The organism is Microbacterium sp. 10L49 (assembly GCF_056395125.1).
Window position 1 is genome coordinate 970,602 of record NZ_JBFTIW010000004.1, and the last position, 18,879, is coordinate 989,480.

The 18,879-nt window shown below is 69.4% G+C and carries 18 protein-coding genes and 1 tRNA gene; 11 read left to right on the top strand and 8 right to left on the bottom strand.

The window, feature by feature from the left end:
- Window positions 1-67: 67 nt before the first annotated feature.
- The gene (locus tag AC1DCT_RS17415) at window positions 68-532 is read left to right on the top strand and encodes an SIP domain-containing protein (RefSeq protein ID WP_477430478.1); all 465 of its coding nucleotides are present in this window, start codon (window positions 68-70) and stop codon (window positions 530-532) included.
- Window position 533: 1 nt separating this feature from the next.
- On the opposite strand, the gene AC1DCT_RS17420 is transcribed toward AC1DCT_RS17415, so the two are convergent.
- The 4 genes from AC1DCT_RS17420 to AC1DCT_RS17435 form a co-directional block, all read right to left on the bottom strand.
- A complete protein-coding gene (locus AC1DCT_RS17420) occupies window positions 534-986 on the bottom strand; it encodes a Fe-S oxidoreductase (RefSeq protein WP_441976789.1) in 453 nt (150 codons plus the stop codon).
- Window positions 986-1,798: an arginase family protein gene (locus AC1DCT_RS17425; RefSeq protein ID WP_441976760.1), complete on the bottom strand. Its 813-nt coding sequence runs from the start codon at window positions 1,796-1,798 to the stop codon at window positions 986-988. Before AC1DCT_RS17425 ends, AC1DCT_RS17420 begins: the two co-directional genes overlap by 1 nt.
- A 1-nt stretch (window position 1,799) precedes the next feature.
- Entirely contained in the window at window positions 1,800-2,540 is a 741-nt protein-coding gene (locus tag AC1DCT_RS17430) for a PspA/IM30 family protein (protein ID WP_477430479.1), read from the bottom strand.
- A gap of 69 nt (window positions 2,541-2,609) precedes the next feature.
- Entirely contained in the window at window positions 2,610-4,637 is a 2,028-nt protein-coding gene (locus AC1DCT_RS17435; protein WP_477430480.1) for a TPM domain-containing protein, read from the bottom strand.
- 126 nt (window positions 4,638-4,763) lie between these two features.
- On the opposite strand from AC1DCT_RS17435, the gene AC1DCT_RS17440 reads away from it, so the two are divergent.
- Both AC1DCT_RS17440 and trmB read left to right on the top strand, forming a co-directional pair.
- Window positions 4,764-5,639, top strand: coding sequence for a DUF3097 domain-containing protein (locus tag AC1DCT_RS17440; protein ID WP_477430481.1), 876 nt, complete (start codon window positions 4,764-4,766; stop codon window positions 5,637-5,639).
- 65 nt (window positions 5,640-5,704) lie between these two features.
- Complete coding sequence (gene trmB, locus AC1DCT_RS17445; protein WP_440732241.1) at window positions 5,705-6,430, top strand: tRNA (guanosine(46)-N7)-methyltransferase TrmB; 726 nt, start codon at window positions 5,705-5,707, stop codon at window positions 6,428-6,430.
- 43 nt (window positions 6,431-6,473) lie between these two features.
- Here the strand turns inward: trmB and AC1DCT_RS17450 are convergent, their stop codons facing one another.
- The gene (locus tag AC1DCT_RS17450) at window positions 6,474-7,214 is read right to left on the bottom strand and encodes an alpha/beta fold hydrolase (protein WP_441976764.1); all 741 of its coding nucleotides are present in this window, start codon (window positions 7,212-7,214) and stop codon (window positions 6,474-6,476) included.
- Between the two features lie 73 nt (window positions 7,215-7,287).
- Between AC1DCT_RS17450 and AC1DCT_RS17455 the strand changes: the two genes are divergently transcribed.
- The gene (locus AC1DCT_RS17455; RefSeq protein ID WP_441976765.1) at window positions 7,288-7,986 is read left to right on the top strand and encodes a helix-turn-helix transcriptional regulator; all 699 of its coding nucleotides are present in this window, start codon (window positions 7,288-7,290) and stop codon (window positions 7,984-7,986) included.
- 45 nt (window positions 7,987-8,031) lie between these two features.
- On the top strand, window positions 8,032-8,418 hold the full coding sequence (locus AC1DCT_RS17460) for a DUF1304 domain-containing protein (protein WP_477430482.1): 387 nt from the start codon (window positions 8,032-8,034) through the stop codon (window positions 8,416-8,418).
- Window positions 8,419-8,441: 23 nt separating this feature from the next.
- Here the strand turns inward: AC1DCT_RS17460 and AC1DCT_RS17465 are convergent, their stop codons facing one another.
- Window positions 8,442-9,035, bottom strand: coding sequence for a hypothetical protein (locus AC1DCT_RS17465; RefSeq protein WP_477430483.1), 594 nt, complete (start codon window positions 9,033-9,035; stop codon window positions 8,442-8,444).
- Between the two features lie 93 nt (window positions 9,036-9,128).
- Between AC1DCT_RS17465 and AC1DCT_RS17470 the strand changes: the two genes are divergently transcribed.
- A tRNA-Arg gene (locus AC1DCT_RS17470) sits at window positions 9,129-9,201 on the top strand.
- A gap of 80 nt (window positions 9,202-9,281) precedes the next feature.
- Here the strand turns inward: AC1DCT_RS17470 and AC1DCT_RS17475 are convergent.
- Both AC1DCT_RS17475 and AC1DCT_RS17480 read right to left on the bottom strand, forming a co-directional pair.
- Window positions 9,282-10,385, bottom strand: a complete 1,104-nt coding sequence (locus tag AC1DCT_RS17475) for a LacI family DNA-binding transcriptional regulator (protein ID WP_477230717.1) — start codon at window positions 10,383-10,385, stop codon at window positions 9,282-9,284.
- Between the two features lie 56 nt (window positions 10,386-10,441).
- The gene (locus tag AC1DCT_RS17480; protein WP_441976768.1) at window positions 10,442-11,464 is read right to left on the bottom strand and encodes a hydroxyacid dehydrogenase; all 1,023 of its coding nucleotides are present in this window, start codon (window positions 11,462-11,464) and stop codon (window positions 10,442-10,444) included.
- A gap of 224 nt (window positions 11,465-11,688) precedes the next feature.
- On the opposite strand from AC1DCT_RS17480, the gene AC1DCT_RS17485 reads away from it, so the two are divergent.
- From AC1DCT_RS17485 to AC1DCT_RS17505, 5 genes are all read left to right on the top strand, one after another.
- Window positions 11,689-12,735, top strand: a complete 1,047-nt coding sequence (locus tag AC1DCT_RS17485) for an ABC transporter permease (protein WP_477430484.1) — start codon at window positions 11,689-11,691, stop codon at window positions 12,733-12,735.
- A 28-nt stretch (window positions 12,736-12,763) separates the two neighbouring features.
- Complete coding sequence (locus AC1DCT_RS17490; protein WP_477430485.1) at window positions 12,764-13,675, top strand: carbohydrate ABC transporter permease; 912 nt, start codon at window positions 12,764-12,766, stop codon at window positions 13,673-13,675.
- A gap of 50 nt (window positions 13,676-13,725) precedes the next feature.
- A complete protein-coding gene (locus tag AC1DCT_RS17495) occupies window positions 13,726-15,387 on the top strand; it encodes an extracellular solute-binding protein (RefSeq protein WP_477430486.1) in 1,662 nt (553 codons plus the stop codon).
- Between the two features lie 80 nt (window positions 15,388-15,467).
- Complete coding sequence (locus AC1DCT_RS17500; RefSeq protein WP_477430487.1) at window positions 15,468-17,459, top strand: DUF2264 domain-containing protein; 1,992 nt, start codon at window positions 15,468-15,470, stop codon at window positions 17,457-17,459.
- Window positions 17,456-18,844 carry an alpha-L-fucosidase gene (locus AC1DCT_RS17505; RefSeq protein WP_477430488.1) on the top strand — a complete coding sequence of 463 codons (1,389 nt, stop codon included), beginning with the start codon at window positions 17,456-17,458 and terminating at the stop codon, window positions 18,842-18,844. The genes AC1DCT_RS17500 and AC1DCT_RS17505 overlap by 4 nt, the downstream gene beginning before the upstream one ends.
- Window positions 18,845-18,879: the final 35 nt, after the last annotated feature.

Genomic DNA, 18,879 nt, shown 5'->3' on the forward strand with positions numbered 1-18,879 from the left:
CGGCACTCGGCGGCGGTGTCGGGTGTAGGTTAGGCAACCCTTCATGCGGTGATATCGTAGAGACATCATGACCACCGCGATCCGCACCACCGCACGCGCCGAACGCCGTGCCCAGCGTCGCTCCACGAAGGCCCAGCATCTGATCGTCGCCGACGAGGGATCCTTGGCCGAGCTGGAGGCGGCTCTGGCGACGCTGCCACTGTGCGCGACCGGCCGCGTGTTCATCGAGGTGCCCGATGCCGACTCCATCTCCACGGTCTCCGCACCTCCGCGGATGACCGTCACCTGGCTGCCGAGGAGTTCGCGTACGGGTGAGCCCGGCACCGGGCGTCGCTGCGCGCGCGGCACCGCCGCAGCTCGTGCCGCGATCGCCTGGTCCGACGAGATGCTGTGCGACGGCGCGGGGGAGCACACCACAGTGACGCTGCTCTGCGGCTTCCTCGGCACGGCCGACATCGCCGAGCACCTCCGGGAGCGGCTGGGCATGGCCGCCGAGCGGATCACCGCACCGGAGCGCTTCGGGCTGTCCTGAGTCACCGCCTCGGCAGGTAGTGCCCGTCCTGCAGACCTGCTTCGATCTCGAAGCGGTTGCGCAGCGGGTCCCGTCCCGCGAACAGGTACAGGAACGGCATCAGAAGGCCGTAGCGCAGCCACTGCTGCTTGTGCACGGCCTCATGTCGCAGGACGCGGTCGTCCGGCACGTCGTCGCCGGTGAGGTAGCAGCCCGCGACGCAGACGCCACCTCGCGCGAAGGTCCACGCGGGCATTCCGCGGAAGATCCACAGCCCCTCGCGACGTTCGATCTGGCCGGTGCTCCACAGACCGCCCCAGATCCAGCCCACGGCCATGCCCCAGGCGTATCCGAGACGGCTGATCGGGGAGCGCAGCAGCACCGAGGGCAGACGCAGGTCCCGACGCCGGGACCGCTCCAGGATCTCGGCGGCCTCGGCTTCGATCGCGGCGATGCGGGCGGCGTCGCCCGCGATCACGCGAGGGCGCCGATCAGACGCAGGATCGCGCCCAGGTCCTGCACCGCGTCGCCGGGGGAGCGCGGGGCGAAACCGGCGATGGTCGCGCCTGCCAGGGGCAATTGCTCGCGCAGCGCCTTCACCGCGCCGACGACATCGGCCGTGCGCAGGCCGAACGGCACGGCGGACGAGACTCCGACGAGCTCGGACGGATCCAGCACGTCGACATCGATGTGCACGTACACCCGCGATGCGCCCGTGGCGGCCACGGCCTGCGCCAGCGCCCGTGCGTCCTCGAGGTCGTCGAGTCGGATGATCCCGGACTCCGCCAGGTACGCGCTCTCGGCGTCGTCCTCGGATCGCGCGCCCACGAGCACCGTGCGCTCCGCGCTGAGCCCCGCGGGGCCGTCGATCGGGAACGAGTCGTGGCCGAGCAGCGCGCGCAGCGCCATGCCCGCGTAGGCACCGGAGGTCGACGACTCCGGGGTGTGCAGGTCGGGGTGCGCGTCGAACCAGACGATCGCGACGTCGTGCAGTGCGCCAGGGAGGGCGGCGACCGCGGCCACGCTGACGCCGCAGTCACCGCCCACCACGAGCGTGGGCTCGGCATGCGCCGTGATCGCTTCCTCGATGAGCTCCCTCGTGCGGCGCAGGCTGCTGAGCCTGTGCACGCCCGTACCCTCGGCGTCGCCGGCCTCGAGCGGGACCTCCAGCACCGTCGTGCGGGCGCTCGGGAGGTCGCCGGCGATGGCCGACGCCCCCTCGGTGAGCAGCATCGCCCGCGGGGCAGGGGAGCCCTGCCACTGCGGGACGACGAGGAAGCGGGTCATTTCAGCCCTCGAGCGCTTCCTGGGGCTTGGTCGATCCGGCCTTCAGCTCTGCCAGACGGGCCTCGACCTCGGTCAGCTGGCCGATGTCCTCGAGGCTCTCGAACTGCGCGTCCAGGCTGGACGCAGCAAGCTCCGCCTTGCCCTGGGCCAGCGCCTCCTGGCGACGGACCTTGTCCTCGAACCGGCCCAGCTCGCTGGTGGGGTCGAGCACGTTGATCGACGACACGGCGTCCTGCACCTTGGTCTGCGCCTCGGCCACCTTGGCGCGGGCGAGCAGTTCGCTGCGCTTGTTCTTCAGCTCGACGAGCTTGTCCTTCATGCCGTTGAGGCCGGTCTTGAGCTTGTCGACGATCTCGGTCTGCGCCGCGATCTGCGGCTCGGCCGTCTTCGCCTCCTGCTCGGAGCTGATCTGACGCTGCAGGGCGACCTTCGCGAGGTTGTCGAACTTGTCGGCGTCGGCGGTGTTGCCGGCTCCGCGCAGGTCATCGGCCTTGCGGCTGGCGGCGAGGGCCTTGTTGCCCCACTCCGCGGCGGACTGCACGTCCTCCTGGTGGTCGCGCTCGAGCAGACGCAGGTTGCCGATGGTCTCGGCGATGGCCGATTCGGCGTCCGCGACGTTGTTGGTGTAGTCGCGGACGAGCTGATCGATCATCTTCTGCGGGTCCTCCGCGGAATCGATGAGGGCGTTGACGTTGGCCTTCACCAGGGTGGAGATGCGGCCGAAGATGGACTGCTTGGTCATGGGATGTCCTTTCCAGATTTCCGGTCGATGGGGTCGTGCACGTCAGGAGAAGTCGAGTGTCCGAGCATGTCAGAAGCGGCCGCCCGATCCGCCGCGGCTGCCGCCGCCGAAGCTGGAGGGGCTGAATCCGCCGCCTCCGCCGCCGCTCGAGCGCCAGCCGCCGCCTCCGCCGCCCCAGCCTCCGCTGCTTCGGCCGCTTCCGCCACCGGACAGGATGCCGCCGATGATGCCGCCGAGGATCGCGTCGCCCATACCGCTGCGGCTTCCGCCGCCTCCGCCGCCCCAGCTGCCGCCGTCGTTGCCCCACGAGTCGATGGAGCCCGCGGCGAGCTGGGTGGCCTCGCGTGCGAGCGCGATCGCCCGTTGCGCGTGCTGCAGCGCTGCGTTCGGATCCGCGACACGCGCAGCTTCGGCCTGGTCGTACTCCGCGGATGCCTGTGCGGCCCTGGTTCGCGCATCGGGGCCGATCGCGCCGCGGTGCGTCGTGATGTAGCTGTTCGCCGTCGAGATCTCCGCGCGTGCCTGCGTGAGCGTCTGCTCCAGCACCTGCTGGGCGCGCTCGGCCTGCTGCTGAGCGTTGCGGATCGCGTCCACGGTGCTGTCGATCCGGGTGTTGGCCGCCGTCAGCGATTCCAGCACCGCCTGGGGCCGGCGTCCCGTGCCGGTGGCGTCGGTGCGGGCCTGATCCAGCGCGGTGCGGGTCGCCGCCATCGTGGCGTTCAGCTCGGGAGATGCGGGCAGCGCTGCGGCTCCCGCAAGGTCTTGCTCGAGATTCGCGATGAGCGCCTGCGCCTGTGTCTCGGTCGCGGCAAGGTCGGTCTGCAGGGTCATGATCGCTGCTGCCAGCTGCGACGCCTGCAGCACGCCTTCTTCACCGGTGCGGATCGCGAAGGCGGCCTCACCGCGCTTCCCCTGCCCGATGAGGTCGGCGGCCTGAGCGATGTTGGCGTCGGCCAGCTCCAGCCGGCTTGCGGCCTCGGCGGGGTTGCCGACGACCGTCTGCAGAGCGGAAGCGTCGTATTCGGCGGCCAGCGCCTGCAGCGCGGCAGGGGCCGCAGCCACTGCCGAAGCCGCGGCTGCGCGATGCGCCTTCAGCTGGGCGAGGGCCTGCTCCGCGTTCTGCTCCAGCTTGCGGAGCTCATCGAACGCCGCGACGTTCGCGTCCAGCGCAGTGTCGGCCGACTCGCACAGTCGGATGATCTGCAGGTGCCAGTCGCGACGCTGTTGGTCTGTGTCGGGAACCTCGTCGTCGAGCTTCTGCTTGAGGGAGAACGCCTCATCGAGCTTGCTCTTGGCCTTGGCGACCACGTCGGTGAACGTGCTGGTCGCAGTGTCGCCGAACTGCGCCGTGGCGAATCCGAGGTCCTCGGTGGAGGACGTGATCGCGTCATCGGTGTGTACGAGCGCGAGGCCCGCGCGCTTGGCCAGCTCCTCATCGCTGATGGCATCGAGCGGATCCCCGACCGGATCGGTCGCGACCGACTTCACCCGAGCGGCGGCGCGACGGCGCATCACCACCAGAACGATGATCGCGGCGACGATGGCGAGGACGCAGAGGACGATCAACAGGATCCCGCCCAGATCCGTCCCCGAGGATCCGGATCCCTGGAACCCTGCCGCGGCTGTGCGAACGGCGGCGGCCCAGTCCTGCGTGCGCAGATCATTCACGAGCGACTGGGAGATCTGGTCCACGCGGGACAGCGGGATCGGACCCGCCTTGTCGGCGGACAGATAGTACTGCCGTGACTGCGTGGCGACAGCCAGCAGATACTGCTGCTGGCCGAGACCGTTGTCGACCGCGACCTGGTTCGTCCATTCCTGGCTGTTGTCCGGGTTGGAGAACGTGTCGACGAACACCACGAACAACTGGATGTTCTGCGACCGGCTGAGGTCCTCGAGCCGGCTGTTGAGCTCTTCCGTCTCTGAGGAGCCCAGCGCGCCGACCTCATCGGTGATGAACTGCGAGCCCAACGTCACCGGCGCCGAGGCCGGGGCGGGCGCCGTCGCGTCCGTGCTCGCGAGCGCCGATGCGGATCCGAGCGACATGCCGAGCGCACCCAGGACCACACCTACGACGACAGCCCAGCGCGCGCGCATCTTCGCTCCTCCCGGGGTCCGGCAGGCCCCAGGAGCGAGTCTAGGCTGTGTCTCCCTTTGTTTCTCCTGCCCGTGCCGGCCGCAGGACTCCGAGAGGAGACGGGCGCTCTCGGTAGGCTGGGGACGATGGATGACAGGTACGGATCCGATGTGCTCGCGAGCGGTTGGCGCGAGCGCGGTGCGAAGGTCGCCGTGGACGTCGCGGCGGAGAAGGATCTCGTGGTCGAGGTCGCGATGGACGGGTTCTGCGGGGCGGTGACCCGGATCGAGGGCGGACAGGTCGAGCTCGAGGATTACCGGGGACGCCGCCGGCTGTTCCCGATGGGCGCGGGCTTCATGATCGATGGCGAGCCCGTGCGGCTGGTGCACCCTGCTCGCGCGGCAGGCGCGGCCTCAGGCGGGACCAAGCGCACCGCCTCCGGATCCTTCGCGGTCGGGGACTCTCGTGCGCGCACCGCGCTGCCGAGCCGGATCCTCGTCGAGGGCCGGCACGACGCGGAGCTCGTGGAGAAGGTCTGGGGCGACGATCTGCGCGCGGAGGGCGTCGTCGTGGAGTACCTGCAGGGTGTCGATCTGCTGGAGGAGCTGCTCGCCGCGGCTCCGCCGCGGCGAGACCGTCGCTACGGTGTGCTCGTGGACCACCTCGTGCCCGGCTCCAAGGAGACCCGCATCGTGGAGCAGATCATGCGCGGCCCGCACGGCGCTCATCTGCGCATCGTCGGGCACCCATACATCGACGTGTGGCAGTGCGTCACGCCCGCAGCGATGGGGATCCGCGCCTGGCCCGAGATCCCGCGCGGCATCGACTGGAAGACCGGGATCTGCCGGGCCTTCGGATGGCCGACCGCGTCGCAGGCCGACTTCGCGCACGCATGGAAGCGCATCCTCTCGCGGGTGAACAGCTATCGCGACCTCGAGCCGTCGCTGCTCGGCCGCGTCGAGGAGCTCATCGACTTCGTGACGGAACCCGTCGCGGGGCCGGCCTCGGGCGGCGCACGATGAGCGGCCGCTCCGCCCGCGGGGCAGGACGGGCGGGCGCGACGCCGGACGGCGGATACCCTGGAGGGATGCCCGAACCGCGTACCTTCCGTGACGAGCCGGTCTCGTTCGTCCGCCGCAGCGGCCGCATGTCCGAGGCGCAGGAGCGCGCCTTCGCCGAACTGGCCGAGTTCTTCGTGCTGGATGTGCCGCGCAACGTGGCCTGGACCTCGGTGCACCCCGAAGCGCGGCTCGACGTCGCCGCGGCGTACCGGCGCGAGGCGCCGCTGACCGTCGAGGTCGGATCCGGCCAGGGGCACGCGATCGTCTCCGCCTCGGCAGCACACCCCGAACGGGACTTCCTGGCGGTCGAGGTGTTCCGAGCGGGGCTCGCCAGGACGATGCTCGATGCCGAGCGCGAGGGCGTGCGAAACCTGCGGCTGATCGAGGCGAACGCGCCCGAAGTGCTCGCCACGTACCTTCCCGCGGGCTCCGCCGATGAGGTGTGGATCTTCTTCCCCGACCCCTGGCACAAGAAGCGGCACACCAAGCGCCGCCTGGTGCGGCCGGGCTTCGGCGCCACCGCGGGCGCAGCTCTGCGCGACGGGGGACTGCTGCGACTCGCCACGGACTGGGAGGACTACGCGCTGCAGATGCGTGAGGTGCTCGACGAGGCGCCCGAGTTCGAGCGCGCGTTCGAGGGGGAGTGGGCGCAGCGCTTCGACGGGCGCGTGATGACCGCGTTCGAGCGCAAGGGCATCGCGAAGGGCCGCGAGATCCGCGATCTGACCTACCGCCGCGTGCCGCGGGGCTGATCCGCCGGCTGCGACGGATCGGCCCCGTCGGAGCGCGCACCGTTCAACCGGTGTGAGACGCCGCCGAGCGGATGACCTCGACGAGGTCGCGAGGACGACTCCACATGGGCCAGTGACCGGTCGGGAGGTCGACGACGTCGAGGTGCTCGAGGTTCGTGACCTCGGCGAACATGGGATGGCCCCCTCGCGCCAGGTCCAGCAGCTGCGCGCTCGGGATCGAGCAGCACACCAGTGTGGTCGGGATCCCGTTGCGGGCGCCGTTCACGAGATCGACGTGCTGGCGCAGCACGGGGCCGGGCTCGGGGACGGCTCGGGCTCGGAAGCGTGCAAGGACCTCGGCGCTGAGTCCCTCGAGGCTCGCCTGCTGCGCGAGGACGTCGAACGCGGGGAGTGGAAGGTCCTGCACGTCCTCCGGGAGGTCAGCGGCGAAAGCGCTCCCTGCGGCCACCGGTCCGGAATCGACCCAGACCACCCGACGGACGAGCTCGGGGTGCCGGTCGAGGAGGAGGGAGACGGGGAAGTTCGCCCCGCTGTGAGCGACGACGATCGCGGGCTTGCTCGCGGAGACGCCGTTTCGAGCCAGGACGTCGAGGATCGCCGTGACCTGGTCGTCGAGAGTCCTCTCGGCCCGTTGGGGGTCGTCGGGGTCGAGACCCGGCGGCGTCATCGCGACGGCGTGAGAGCCGGCGGAGTCCAGGTGCTCGCGCACGTCGTCCCATGCCCAGGCGCCCAGCCAATGGCCGGCGATGAGAAGGATGGTGGGGCTTTCCGTCTTCTGTGTCATGCCACCAGCTTCGGGCGTACCGCAGGCACGTGTATGTCACTATTTATGTCATGAAATATTCGGCGGCGACGCGGTGAAGCGCGCAGAGCGACTCCACGCCCTGTCTGAGATGCTGCGCCGCAGCGGATCCCGGGGCTGCTCCGCTGAGCGGCTGGCACGAGAGTTCGGCGTGTCGGTTCGCACCGTCAAGAGAGATCTCGCTGCGCTCGAGAGCAGTGGTGCGCCCATCTGGTCGCGTCCGGGCCCCGGGGGCGGCTACGGAATGGCGATGGGTGCGTCGCTGCCGCCGGTCAGCCTGTCTCCCGCGCAGGCGGTCGCGCTCATGGCGGCCGTGTCGGCGGCCTCCGATGCCCCCTACGCGGATCTGGCGGCAGCCGGGATCCGGAAGATCATGGACGTCCTCGATCCCCGGACCCGCGCACGGGCGGACGCCTTGGCCGAGCGCGTCTGGGTGGACGCGGTTCTCGCGCCTTCGCGTGCGATCAGGTCGGCGCTGGAGGAGGCGATGGCGGATCAGCGTGTCGTCCGCATCCGCTACACGGCGGGGGACGGGACGACAACCGCACGTGACGTCGAACCCGTCCTGTTCGCATCCACGCAAGGCCAGTGGTACCTCGTCGGATGGTGCCGATTGCGTGACGCTATGCGGTGGTTCACGGTCTCTCGCATCGAGCGGGCCAGCGTGACCGCAATGCCGTGCGCTGGGCACACCGTCGACGAGGTCGGGGAGCCTCCCGCGACCGCCGCTCCGGTGCATTCAGGTCATCGCTAGCGCGCGCCTCTCGCGTCGGTGCGCGGCGCGCGGCAGAATCGGCCCATGCTCCTGCTGATCGGATCCGTGTTCGCCGCGCTCGCCGCGCTCATCCACGTCTACATCTTCGTGCTGGAGTCGGTGCGCTGGACGCATCCGTCGACGCGGCGGATCTTCGGCACATCCGCCGAGGATGCCGAGACGACACGACCGCTCGCGTTCAATCAGGGCTTCTACAACCTGTTCCTCGCGATCACGGTGGTGATCGGAATCGTCTTCGTCGGCGCGGGATCGGCCGGTGTCGGAATCGCGCTCATGCTCGCGGGAGCCGGATCGATGCTCGCCGCGGCGCTCGTGCTCATCCTGTCCGACCGCTCAAAGTCCCGCGCTGCGGTCGTGCAGGGAGCGACCCCGCTGATCGCGGTCGTGCTGCTGGTGATCGCGCTGTTCTGACCCGACCCCGCGTTGTGACCCGGTCAGACGATCGTGCCCATCACGGAGCGCATGGCATCGAACATCGCGAACATCAGCCAGAACGACCATCCGATGGTGAGCAGGAAGCTCGCAGCAGTCGCGGCAAGGGCGATCCACATCGTGGCCGAGCCCCTTCCCGCCTGCCGGCGCACCACGACGGCACGGCCGATCGGATACACCGGCGAAAGGAAGCTCCACGCCCAGTGGAAGCGCTTCGGGTAGCCGAGCCGGCCGAGCTGCACGTAATCGCGGTACCCGGCGACGATCGCGAGCGCATAGAGCGCCCAGCCCAGAAGCGTGCCGAGCATCGACGCCGCAACGATCCCCGGCATCAGGTCGAAGATGATCCCGGACACGACGCCGGGCTGCACTCTCGTCCCAGAGGCGGCCATGCCGCTCAGTTCGGCCACGCGTCGCACGTAGCTGAGCATCGGGCCGGTCATCAGCCACAGCGAGACGGCCGAGACGGCGACCCCGGCGACGGTAGTCCAGGCACTCACCCATCCCCAGGCGGTGTAGACCGGCGTTCCTCGGGGGACGCGGGGCTCTTCCACGGCCGTGTGCGGCCAGGGTGCCGGGGGAACGGAAGCGCTCATCGGGTCCTCATCGATCGGTCGGTTTCTCGCGACACTACCGGGATCCTGCGCGGTCGGAGAGGAGGCGGATCCGATGCTAGGCTCGTTCGGTACGCCTCCGTAGCTCAGCGGATAGAGCGCCGGTTTCCGGTACCGTAGGTCGCAGGTTCGATTCCTGTCGGGGGCACGCATTTCGACGAAGGGCCGCCCGGATGGGCGGCCCTTCGTCGTGTGGGCAGCGAAGCTGGCCTGATCGTCGCCGTAGGATCAGCGCCCGGGCGCCCACGGGGTCGTGCGCGGCGCAGCGACGGACTCGCGCTCGACGAGGCGCGTCCCGACGATGATCTCGCCGTCGGCATGGCGGCCGAAGGCGTCGTCGGTGCGGCTCAGGGCGAGGCGCACGCTCTCGCGCCCCATGTCCTCGAGCGGCACGTGCACGGTGGTGAGCTTGGGGGTGAGCTCGCTGGACTGCGGGATGTCGTCGTAGCCGACGAGCGAGATGTCCTCCGGCACGCGCACGCCGCGTGCGGTCATCGCGTCCAGTGCGCCGGCGGCGACCAGGTCGTTCGCCGCGAACACCGCCGTGATCCCCGGGTTCCCGTCCAGGATTTCGCCCATCGTGGCGTGGCCGAAACGGCGTCCGAACGCCCCCTGGTGCACGAGCTCCGGGGGCACCTCGTAGCCGTGGGACTGCATCGCGCGACGGAAGCCGGCCAGACGCGCGACACTGGTGGAGAGGCCGATCGGACCGCCGAGGTAGAGGATCCGGCGGTGTCCCTGGGCGATGAGGTGCTGCGTCACCGCGAAGGCGCCGCCCTCGTTGTCGTAGCCGACGATCTTCGTCGGTGCCTGCTCGCCGACCGAGGGGCGGCCGCACAGCACGAGCGTCGATCCGATGCCGGCCAGGGTCCGCGCGCGCTCGGCCATCCGGCGTCGGGCGCGGGGATCGTCGTACCCCCCGCCGACGACGATCACGGCGTCGGCGCGCTGGCTGATCATGCGGTCGATGAGCTCGATCTCGCGATCGACGTCGCCCTGCGAGGCGGCCACGATGCAGAGCCGGCGCGTGGCGGCGGCCTCCTGCTCGACGCCGCGCACGATGTAGGAGAAGAACGGATCGACCAGGTCGTTCACGATGATGCCGACGCTGTGCGTCGCCGAGCTTGCGAGCGCTCTGGCGTGCGCGTTGGCCGTGTAGCCGAGGTCATCGATGGCCCGGTTGACGGCGTCGCGCGTCGCCTGCGCCACCGGGTAGTTGCCGTTGAGCACCCGGGAGACGGTGGCCGAGGAGACGCCCGCGCGCTCGGCGACATCGGACATGGTCACGGTGTGCATGGCTCCCACCGTGGCGCGATCGTCCTGCGTCGTCATCCCATCCTCCGTTCGTGGGCCGGCGGCCCGCTCTCTCGCGTCGTGCTCTGCTTCGATCAGGCGGTGTACGCCAGCTCGTCGGCACGGAGTTCGTGCGCGAGGATCCCTCGACCAACGTACTGCTCGACCTCGCGCACGGCCGAGTCGCCCAGCCGGTGGATCTCGTTGCCGAGCGCGCCGGCGATGTGCGGCGTGATCACCACGTTCGGCAGGGCGTAAAGCGGCGAGTCCGCCGGCAGCGGCTCCGGATCCGTCACATCCAGATACGCGTCGAGGCGTCCGCTCACGAGCTCCGCGGACAGGGCGTCCGTGTCGATGAGGGCGCCCCGCGCGGTGTTCACGATCAGGGCGCCGTCGTGCAGCAGCCCGAGTTCGCGAGCGCCGATGATGCGGCGTGTGTCCGGCGTGCTGGGAGCGTGCAGCGTGAGCACGTCGCTGCGACGGCACAGCTCAGGAAGGGAGACGACTTCGACGCCGAGCCGCGCGGCCTCCGACGCGGTCAGATATGGATCGCAGACCAGGATCCGCGCATCCAGCCGGGACAGCAGGGCGATGACCTCACGCCCGACCCTCGAGGCGCCGAGGATCCCGATCGTGACCCCGTTGGTCCCGATCGGGGGGATCCCGTCGACGATGCGATGTCGCCGCGTGGTGCGCAGCTGATGTGCGAACCGGCTCGCACGCTTGAGCCCGAAGACGATCGCGGCGAGTGTGAACTCCGCCACCGGTGTGGCATTGGCCGCCGCGGCCGTGCTCACCCTGATCCCGCGGCGGAACGCCTCGGCGTCGAGGAAGGTCTTCACGGTGCCGGCGGTGTGCACCACTGCCTCGAGTCGAGGGGCGAGGTCGAGCACGTGCGCATCGATGCGCGGGGCGCCCCAGCCCGTCAGCATGACGCGAGTCTCGCGGAGAGCTTCTCGGGCGGCGGGCGCCGCGAAATCCGTGATCGGAAGCGGCCCCGCGATCTCGACCGTGTTCCGCAGTCGCGCGAGCGCCTCCCTGGAGAACACCTCCGCGAAGGAGTCCTCCGCCATGACGATCACGGCGGCGGGGTGGGCGGTCGAGGGGTTGTGATCCACGGCGATCCTTTCTTTCTGCATCCAGATAGTAAGCGCATACTATGCGTTCGGTCCAGCCCGCGGTGAATCCCACAGGCTCAGAAACCATGAAAATCAATGTTTCGCCGAAACATGGTCGCATCGTTGACACTCGCAGATCCGTCGGGTACGTTCGCAGCACAGCAAGCGCTTTCTAGCTCTTGCCGAGGACGATGAAGTTTCCCTGTGGCAGGTCGAGGTCGAAGATGAGCAGTTACAGCGAGCCGCTCGTGCAGAGCACGACGCCTCCCGTCAGTGGCGCCGCGGATGCGCCCTCCGCGCGTCCCGCGCCGAAAGGGCGCCGTCGGGCAGCGCCGACCGACGCCCCCGCGCACCGCAAGCGCAGCCTCTGGGCGCGGATCAAGCGCGACCGGATGATGCTGCTGCTGATCGCCCCGGGGTTCCTCTACTTCGTGGTGTTCCACTGGCTGCCGCTGCCGGGCAACATCGTCGCCTTCGAGGACTACCAGCCATACCTCGGCTTCATCGACAGCGCCTGGGTCGGCTTCGACAACTTCGTGAAGATCTTCGCGGATCCGACGTTCTGGCAGGCGCTGCGCAACACCCTCGTGATCACCGGCCTGCAGCTCGTGCTGTTCTTCCCGATCCCGATCGTGCTGGCCCTGCTGCTGAACAGCATCATGTCGAACCGGATCCGCAAGTTCGTGCAGAGCGTCGTCTACCTGCCGCACTTCCTCGGCTGGGTCATCATCGTCTCGATCTTCGGCCAGGTGCTGGGTGCGACCGGCGTCGTGCCGCATTTCATGGAGGCGCTCGGGATGAAGCCGTTCCAGGCGATGACCACCCCGTGGTTCTTCCCGTTCCTCGTCTCGATCCAATCCGCCTGGAAGGACGCGGGCTGGGGCACGATCATCTTCCTCGCTGCGCTCATGAACATCGACCAGGAACTGTACGAGGCCGCGGCCGTGGACGGCGCCGGTCCCTGGCAGCGCATGAAGACCATCACCATTCCCGGGATCATGCCGGTCATCATCCTGCTGCTCATCCTGAACCTGGGCAGCATCCTCTCGGTCGGCTTCGAGCAGATCGTGCTGCAGCGCGACAACGTCGGCGCGGGAGCAGGCGAGGTGCTCGACACCTGGGTCTACTACCACGGCATCCAGAACGGGCAATGGGGCCCGGCTGCGGCCGTCGGTCTCGTGAAGGGCGCCGTGGGCCTCGCGCTCGTGCTCGGCGCGAACAAGGTCGCTCATCTGTTCGGCCAGGAAGGGGTGTACTCCAGTGGCAAGTGACGTGCAGCTGACGACCAGAGCGGTCGTCATGCCCCGTACCCGACGCAAGAACCGCAGCGTTGAATCGGCGCGGCCGGCCTGGATGGAGAAGCCCAGCCGTCTCGGCATCACGGGCAAGGCCGTCGTGGTGACGCTGATCTGCGTGGCGACGATCTACCCGTTCCTCACAGTGCTCTCCACGAGCCTCTCGGACAGCACCGACATCGCGAACGCCAACGGCCTGGTGCTGTTCCCGCTGCACCCGACATTCGCCGCCTACGAGACGATCTTCTCCGGCGGCATCGTGACCGCCGCCCTCGTGCGCAGCATGCTCATCACCGTGATCGGCACGCTGTGCTCGCTCGCCGCGACCGTCGGCATGGCTTACGGCTTGTCCCGGCGCGATCTGGCCTTCGGCAAATTCATCCTGCTCACGGCGCTGTTCACGATGCTGTTCACGCCGGGCATCATCCCCAGCTTCCTCATGGTCAAGCAGCTCGGCCTGCTCGGCAGCTACGCGGCGCTGGTGCTGCCCACCCTCATCTCGGCGTTCAATCTCGTCGTGGTCCGGTCGTTCTTCATGGGGCTGCCGCAGGAGCTGTTCGAGGCGGCGAGGATCGACGGCGCCGGCGACTTCCGGATCCTGGTCAAGATCGTGCTGCCGCTGTCGAAGGGCGTGCTCGCCGTGGTCGGGCTGTTCTACGCGGTCGCCTACTGGAACGCGTTCTTCAACGCGATGCTCTACCTGAACAGCGACCAGTGGCCGCTGTCGATGATCCTCCGCCAGTACGTGCTGCTCGGATCGCCGCTCGACACCGCCTCGGTCGGCGAGATCTCGGCGCCGTCCCAGGCGATCCAGATGGCCGTCGTCGTCATCAGCGTCATCCCGATCCTGCTCGTCTACCCCTTCCTGCAGAAGTACTTCACCAAGGGCGTCCTCACCGGCGCCGTCAAGGGCTGAGGCCCGCTCCACCCGATCGATCCACCTCCCTGTACAGAAAGGAGCCCAACGTGGCTCTCGAAACGAACCGGCGGACCTTCCTGTCCTTCGCCGCCCTCAGCGTCCTCGGCGTCGTCACCGCGGGCTCCCTCGCCGGCTGCGGCACCAAGGGCGCACTGAACGCCTCCGCGGCCTCGGCGTCGGTGCTGCCGAAGTACATCCCGCTGAAGGGGGCCACGCCCGACCTCGCGGGAACCGCCGAGGGCGTTCCAGCGGCCTTCTTCAACTACCCGGCCAAGCCGTTCCGCGCGGTGCCGGCGCCCTTCCTCAAGGGACAGAAGATCACGGCGATCACGAACATCTTCGGCCCGCCGCCGACGCCTGCCGCCTCCAACCCGGCCTGGCAGGAGATCAACAAGCGTCTCGGCGGCACGGTCGACATCACCGCGGTCTCGAGTGACGACTACGACACCAAGCTCAACACCGTGATCGCCGGTGGGGACATGCCGGACCTGATGCTCAATGACGGCGCGGCCATCGCCGACATCATCGGCTTCCTGGAATCCGCGTGTCAGGACCTCACCCCGTTCCTCGCGGGCGACAAGTCCAAGGACTATCCGAACCTCGCCAACATCCCGCAGGCGTTCTGGAAGCCGGCGGTGCAGAACGGCAAGCTCTACGGCATCCCGATCCCGCGCGGCATGACCGGCGGATCCGGTTTCATCAACCAGACCTTCTTCGAGGCCGCGGGCGTCACCGACACCTCGACCATCAAAAACGCGGACGACTACCTCGCCCTCGCCAAGCAGCTCACCGGAGCGAACCGCTGGGCCCTCGGCAGCACCAAGTTCGGCCTCATCCCGTTCGAGCACATCTTCCACGTCCCCTACAACTGGACGATGAAGAGCGGCAAGCTCGTGAAGGACATCGAGACGCCGGAGTATCTGGAGATGGTGTCCTTCGTGCAGAAGCTCTACGCCGCGGGATGCTTCGCCCCCGGCAGCGAGGGCTGGACCAAGTCGCAGATGTCGAACGCGTTCATCTCCGGCCAGGTCGCGCAGATCTACGACGGGCTGCCGGCATTCGGCAAACCGGGCGGATACCAGCAGACCGTCCCCGCGGCGAACCCCGCGAACAAGGTCGCCCCGTTCATCCCGTTCAGCGCCACGGGCGGCAAGGCCACGGTGTGGCTGGACAACATCGACTTCGCCTGGACCATGGTCAAGAAGGGCAGTGCGGATCACATCAAGCAGGTCCTGCAGGTCGCGAACTTCCTGGCTGCGCCGTTCGGCAGCGAGGAGTATCTCCTGATGAACTACGGTGCCGAGGGCACGGACTACACCCGAGACGGCAAGGGCAACCCGATCCCGACGCCTGCGGCGGCGCTGAACACGGCCGTGCCGTGGAAGTACCTGGCGGCGGGCCCCAACACGCTGTACTCGCCGCAGTTCCCCGACGCCATCAAGGTGCTTCACGACGCGTACTCGAAGCTCGTCCCGATCGGCGTCCCGGATCCGACCGTCGGCCTGTTCAGTCCCACCAACGCGAAGCAGGGGCTCACGATCGCCAAGCCCGTCTCGGACGCGGTGACCAACTTCATCGCCGGCCGCGCTTCGCTGAGCGACGTCAAGAGCGCGATCTCGACGTGGAAGAGCTCCGGTGGAGACACGATCCGCAAAGAGTTCGAGAGCGCGCTGAACGGGCGGACGTCGAGCCCGTCGCCGTCCGCCTGAGCGGCAGCGGATCCGTGAACGTGGGAGAGGGCAGCGGGGGAGAGGGAACCGTGAGGGAAGACATCTCGACGAGAATCGCGATGGATCCTGTCCTCTCCCCGTTCACGGGCTGGGGCAGGGCGCAGTGGGAGGCGGTGGCGGACGACTGGCTGAGCCAGGTGCGCCGCTTTGCCAGTCCGGAGGGCGCCCTGCCGCGCCTGCCAGGAAGGATCACCGGCGACGGCGTACGGCGGGAGGGGATGGAGACCGTGGGCCGGTCGTTCCTGCTCGCGGCGCCGCGGATCGCGGGCGCCGCCGACGCCGCGGATCCAGCCGTCCAGGCGCACCTGGACTACTACTCCCGGGCGTTGCTGGCCGGCACCCGGGCGGGTGGTGAGGAGGAGTGGCCCCGCGGGGTCAGCTGCCGGCTGCCGCTGACGGGGATCACGAACTCGATCGTGGAGGCCGCGAACATCGCGTTCTCCCTGCACATCAGCCGCGATCGGCTGTGGTCGGGCCTCACCCGGCCGGAGCAGCTCCAGATCGGGAACTGGTTGCGTCATCACGCCCGCTGCGAGGTGTGGCAGAACAACTGGCAGCTGTTCCCCGCCATGGCGGAAGGCTTCCTGCGCGCGGTCGGCGAAGACGTGCGCGGTCTGCACGCGAGGCGCAACGTGGCGCGGGTGGAGAGCTGGTACCTCGGCGACGGGTGGTACACGGACGGGCCGGAGCATGCGGTCGACTATTACAACGCCTGGGCCATCCATCCCTACCTGTGGGCCTGGTACCGCATGACGGACACCGTGCACACCGCGGAGGGGCAGCGGTATCTCGAACGACTGCACGACTTCACCGCGTCGCAGGCCCACATGGTCGCCGCCGACGGCTCGCTCCTGCATCAGGGCCGCTCGCTGACCTACCGCACGGCGGCGCTGGCCGCTCTCTGGTGTGCCGAGGCGTCCGGCGTGAGCGCGCTCAGCCCCGGCCAGACCCGCCGCATCGCATCGGGAGTGCTCTCGCGCTTCACCGCGCAGGGAGTCGGTGCCGACGGCCCGCTCACGCTCGGGTGGTACGGCGAGTTCGAGCCGATGTGCCAGGACTACAGCGGCTTCGGATCCCCGTATCTCGCAGGCATCGGATTCCTCGGGCTGGCCCAGCCCGAGACGGCTCCCGTCTGGACCGCGATCGAGGAGGCCCAGCCCTCCGATCTCGGCTCGTTCACCGCCCCGATCGAGCCCGTGGGGTGGGTGCTCCGCGGAGCTTCGGACGGCATCGTGCGAATGGCGAACCACGGCTCGGATCACGCCACGCTGCCCGTCGGCGAGGACGAGGACCGCGACGACCCGCACTACGCGAAGTTCGCGTACTCGACGCACACCGCACCGGGCACGGGGCCGGCTTGGGTCGACGCGATCGACTCGCACTTCGCGCTGCTCGACGACGAGGGCGCCGGCAGCAGGCGCAGTTCCCTGCGGGCCACGCGGGTCGAGGGGGATCTCGCCGGATCCGTGCACGTACCGCAATTGCATCGCCGTGCGCTGCCTGGGACCGCGGTGACCACGGTGACCGCGGGCGACGGCACCGCCGAGGTGCGTGCGCATCTCGTTCAGACGGATCGGCCGTGGCCGATGCGCGAGGGCGGCTGGGCGGTCGCCGACGACGCCGAGCTGGCCACCGGCGTCTTCGAGGACGGCGCCTGGGCGCAGGGCCGCGACGGCCTGCTCTCCGCGGTGATCGGGTTGCACGGGTGGGACGCTCCTCGGCCCGCCGTCGCCGACGATGCAAGCCGTCGCCCCGAGCGGGCGCGCGTGTTCGCCTACCGCGATGCCAACGCGATGGGCTCGCACTCCGCGACTCCCGCCCTGCAGGGCCGCACCAGCACGAGGAACACGGTCGTGGCCACCCTGCACGTGCTCGAACGCGGCGGCGCGGTCGACCCGCAGGAGTGGCGCGATCGGGTGCGGGTGGACGTCGATGGCACCCTCGTGCGCCTGACGTGGGCCTCGGGCGCGACCTCCGAGTTCGACCTGGCGACGTTCGTCCCATGGGACGAGCACCCGGGCCTCACCGGTCCTCGGGGGGAGGCCCGATGATCGAGCTGCGCTACGGCGCGGGACCGGAGGGGCGCCGACAGGACCCGACGATGCGGGCGTTCCGTGCCGATCGGTTCGGACAGTTCGTGCACTGGGGGTTGTATGCGATCCCCGCGGGGACGTGGCAGGGGCGCACGATCGAGTTCGCCGCGGAGTTCCTCATGCACTCGGCGCACGTGAGCCGGGAGGAGTGGGGCGCGCTCGCCGCCGATTTCACGCTGGAGGGATTCGACCCGGCGGAGTGGGCCCGCACGGCGAAGCGCATGGGCGCGCGCTATGCCACGATCACCACGAAGCACCACGACGGCTTCTGCCTGTGGCCGAGCGCGTACACCGACTTCAGCGTCGCCGCCACGCCCTCGGGGCGCGACGTGCTCGGCGAGATCCTCGACGCGTATCGCGCCGAAGGTCTCGCCACGCACCTCTACTACTCGGTGCTGGACTGGCATCACCCGGACTGGCGATACGCCATCGAGTCCGATGACGATCGCGTGGCGTTCGACCGCTATCTCGACTTCGCGACGAACCAGCTGCTCGAGCTGGCGGAGAGATACCCGCAGGTGCGCGGATTCTGGTTCGACGGCACCTGGGACGAGTCCGTGAAGGCGAACGGGCGCTGGACCCACGAGATCGAGCAGCGGCTCAAGCAACGGATCCCCGGCGCGATCGTGAACAGCCGTCTCCGCGCCGATGACAGGGGCGCACGGCATTTCGACTCCAACGGCGCCCTGATGGGCGACTACGAGAGCGGTTACGAGCGCCGGCTCCCCGCGCCGTGGGACCGGTCGGTCGCCGTGCACGACTGGGAGGCCTGCGCCACCCTCACCCAGGCGAGCTGGGGCTTCCATGACTCCGCCTGGGCGGAGCGAGGGCGCAAGACGCCGGCGCAGGTCGTGGAGCAGCTCGCGCAGACCGTGAGCCTGGGAGGCAACCTCCTGCTGAACTTCGGGCCGCGCGGCGACGGCTCGCTCGCCCCCGTCGAGGTCGCCCTGGCCGACGAGGTCGGCGCCTGGATGGCCGTGAACCGGGCAGCCGTGCACGGCAGCGGGCCGGCTGAAGGGTGGGATTACCCCGGGTGGGGCTTTTACACGATGCCCCTGCAGGCGGAGGAGTCAGCCGAACGATCCGCCCTTGTGCACGCGATCGTCACCCGGATCCCGGTCTCCGGCATCCTCACGATCGCGCTGCCGCCCGGCGTCGCGTTGCGCGGGGTGCGCGCACTCGATGACGACACCGCCGTGTCGTTCACCGAACTGGACGCCCACACCGCCCAGCTCGCGGCCCCCGCCGCCACGGGCATGCCGACCGTGCTCGCCCTCGAGATCGCGCCTGCGGACCCGGAGAGCGGCCTGCGCGAGCCCAACCCCGACGTCGCGCTCGTGTGAACGCATGAGCGGGCGCCTTCCCGTTCCGCGCTTGC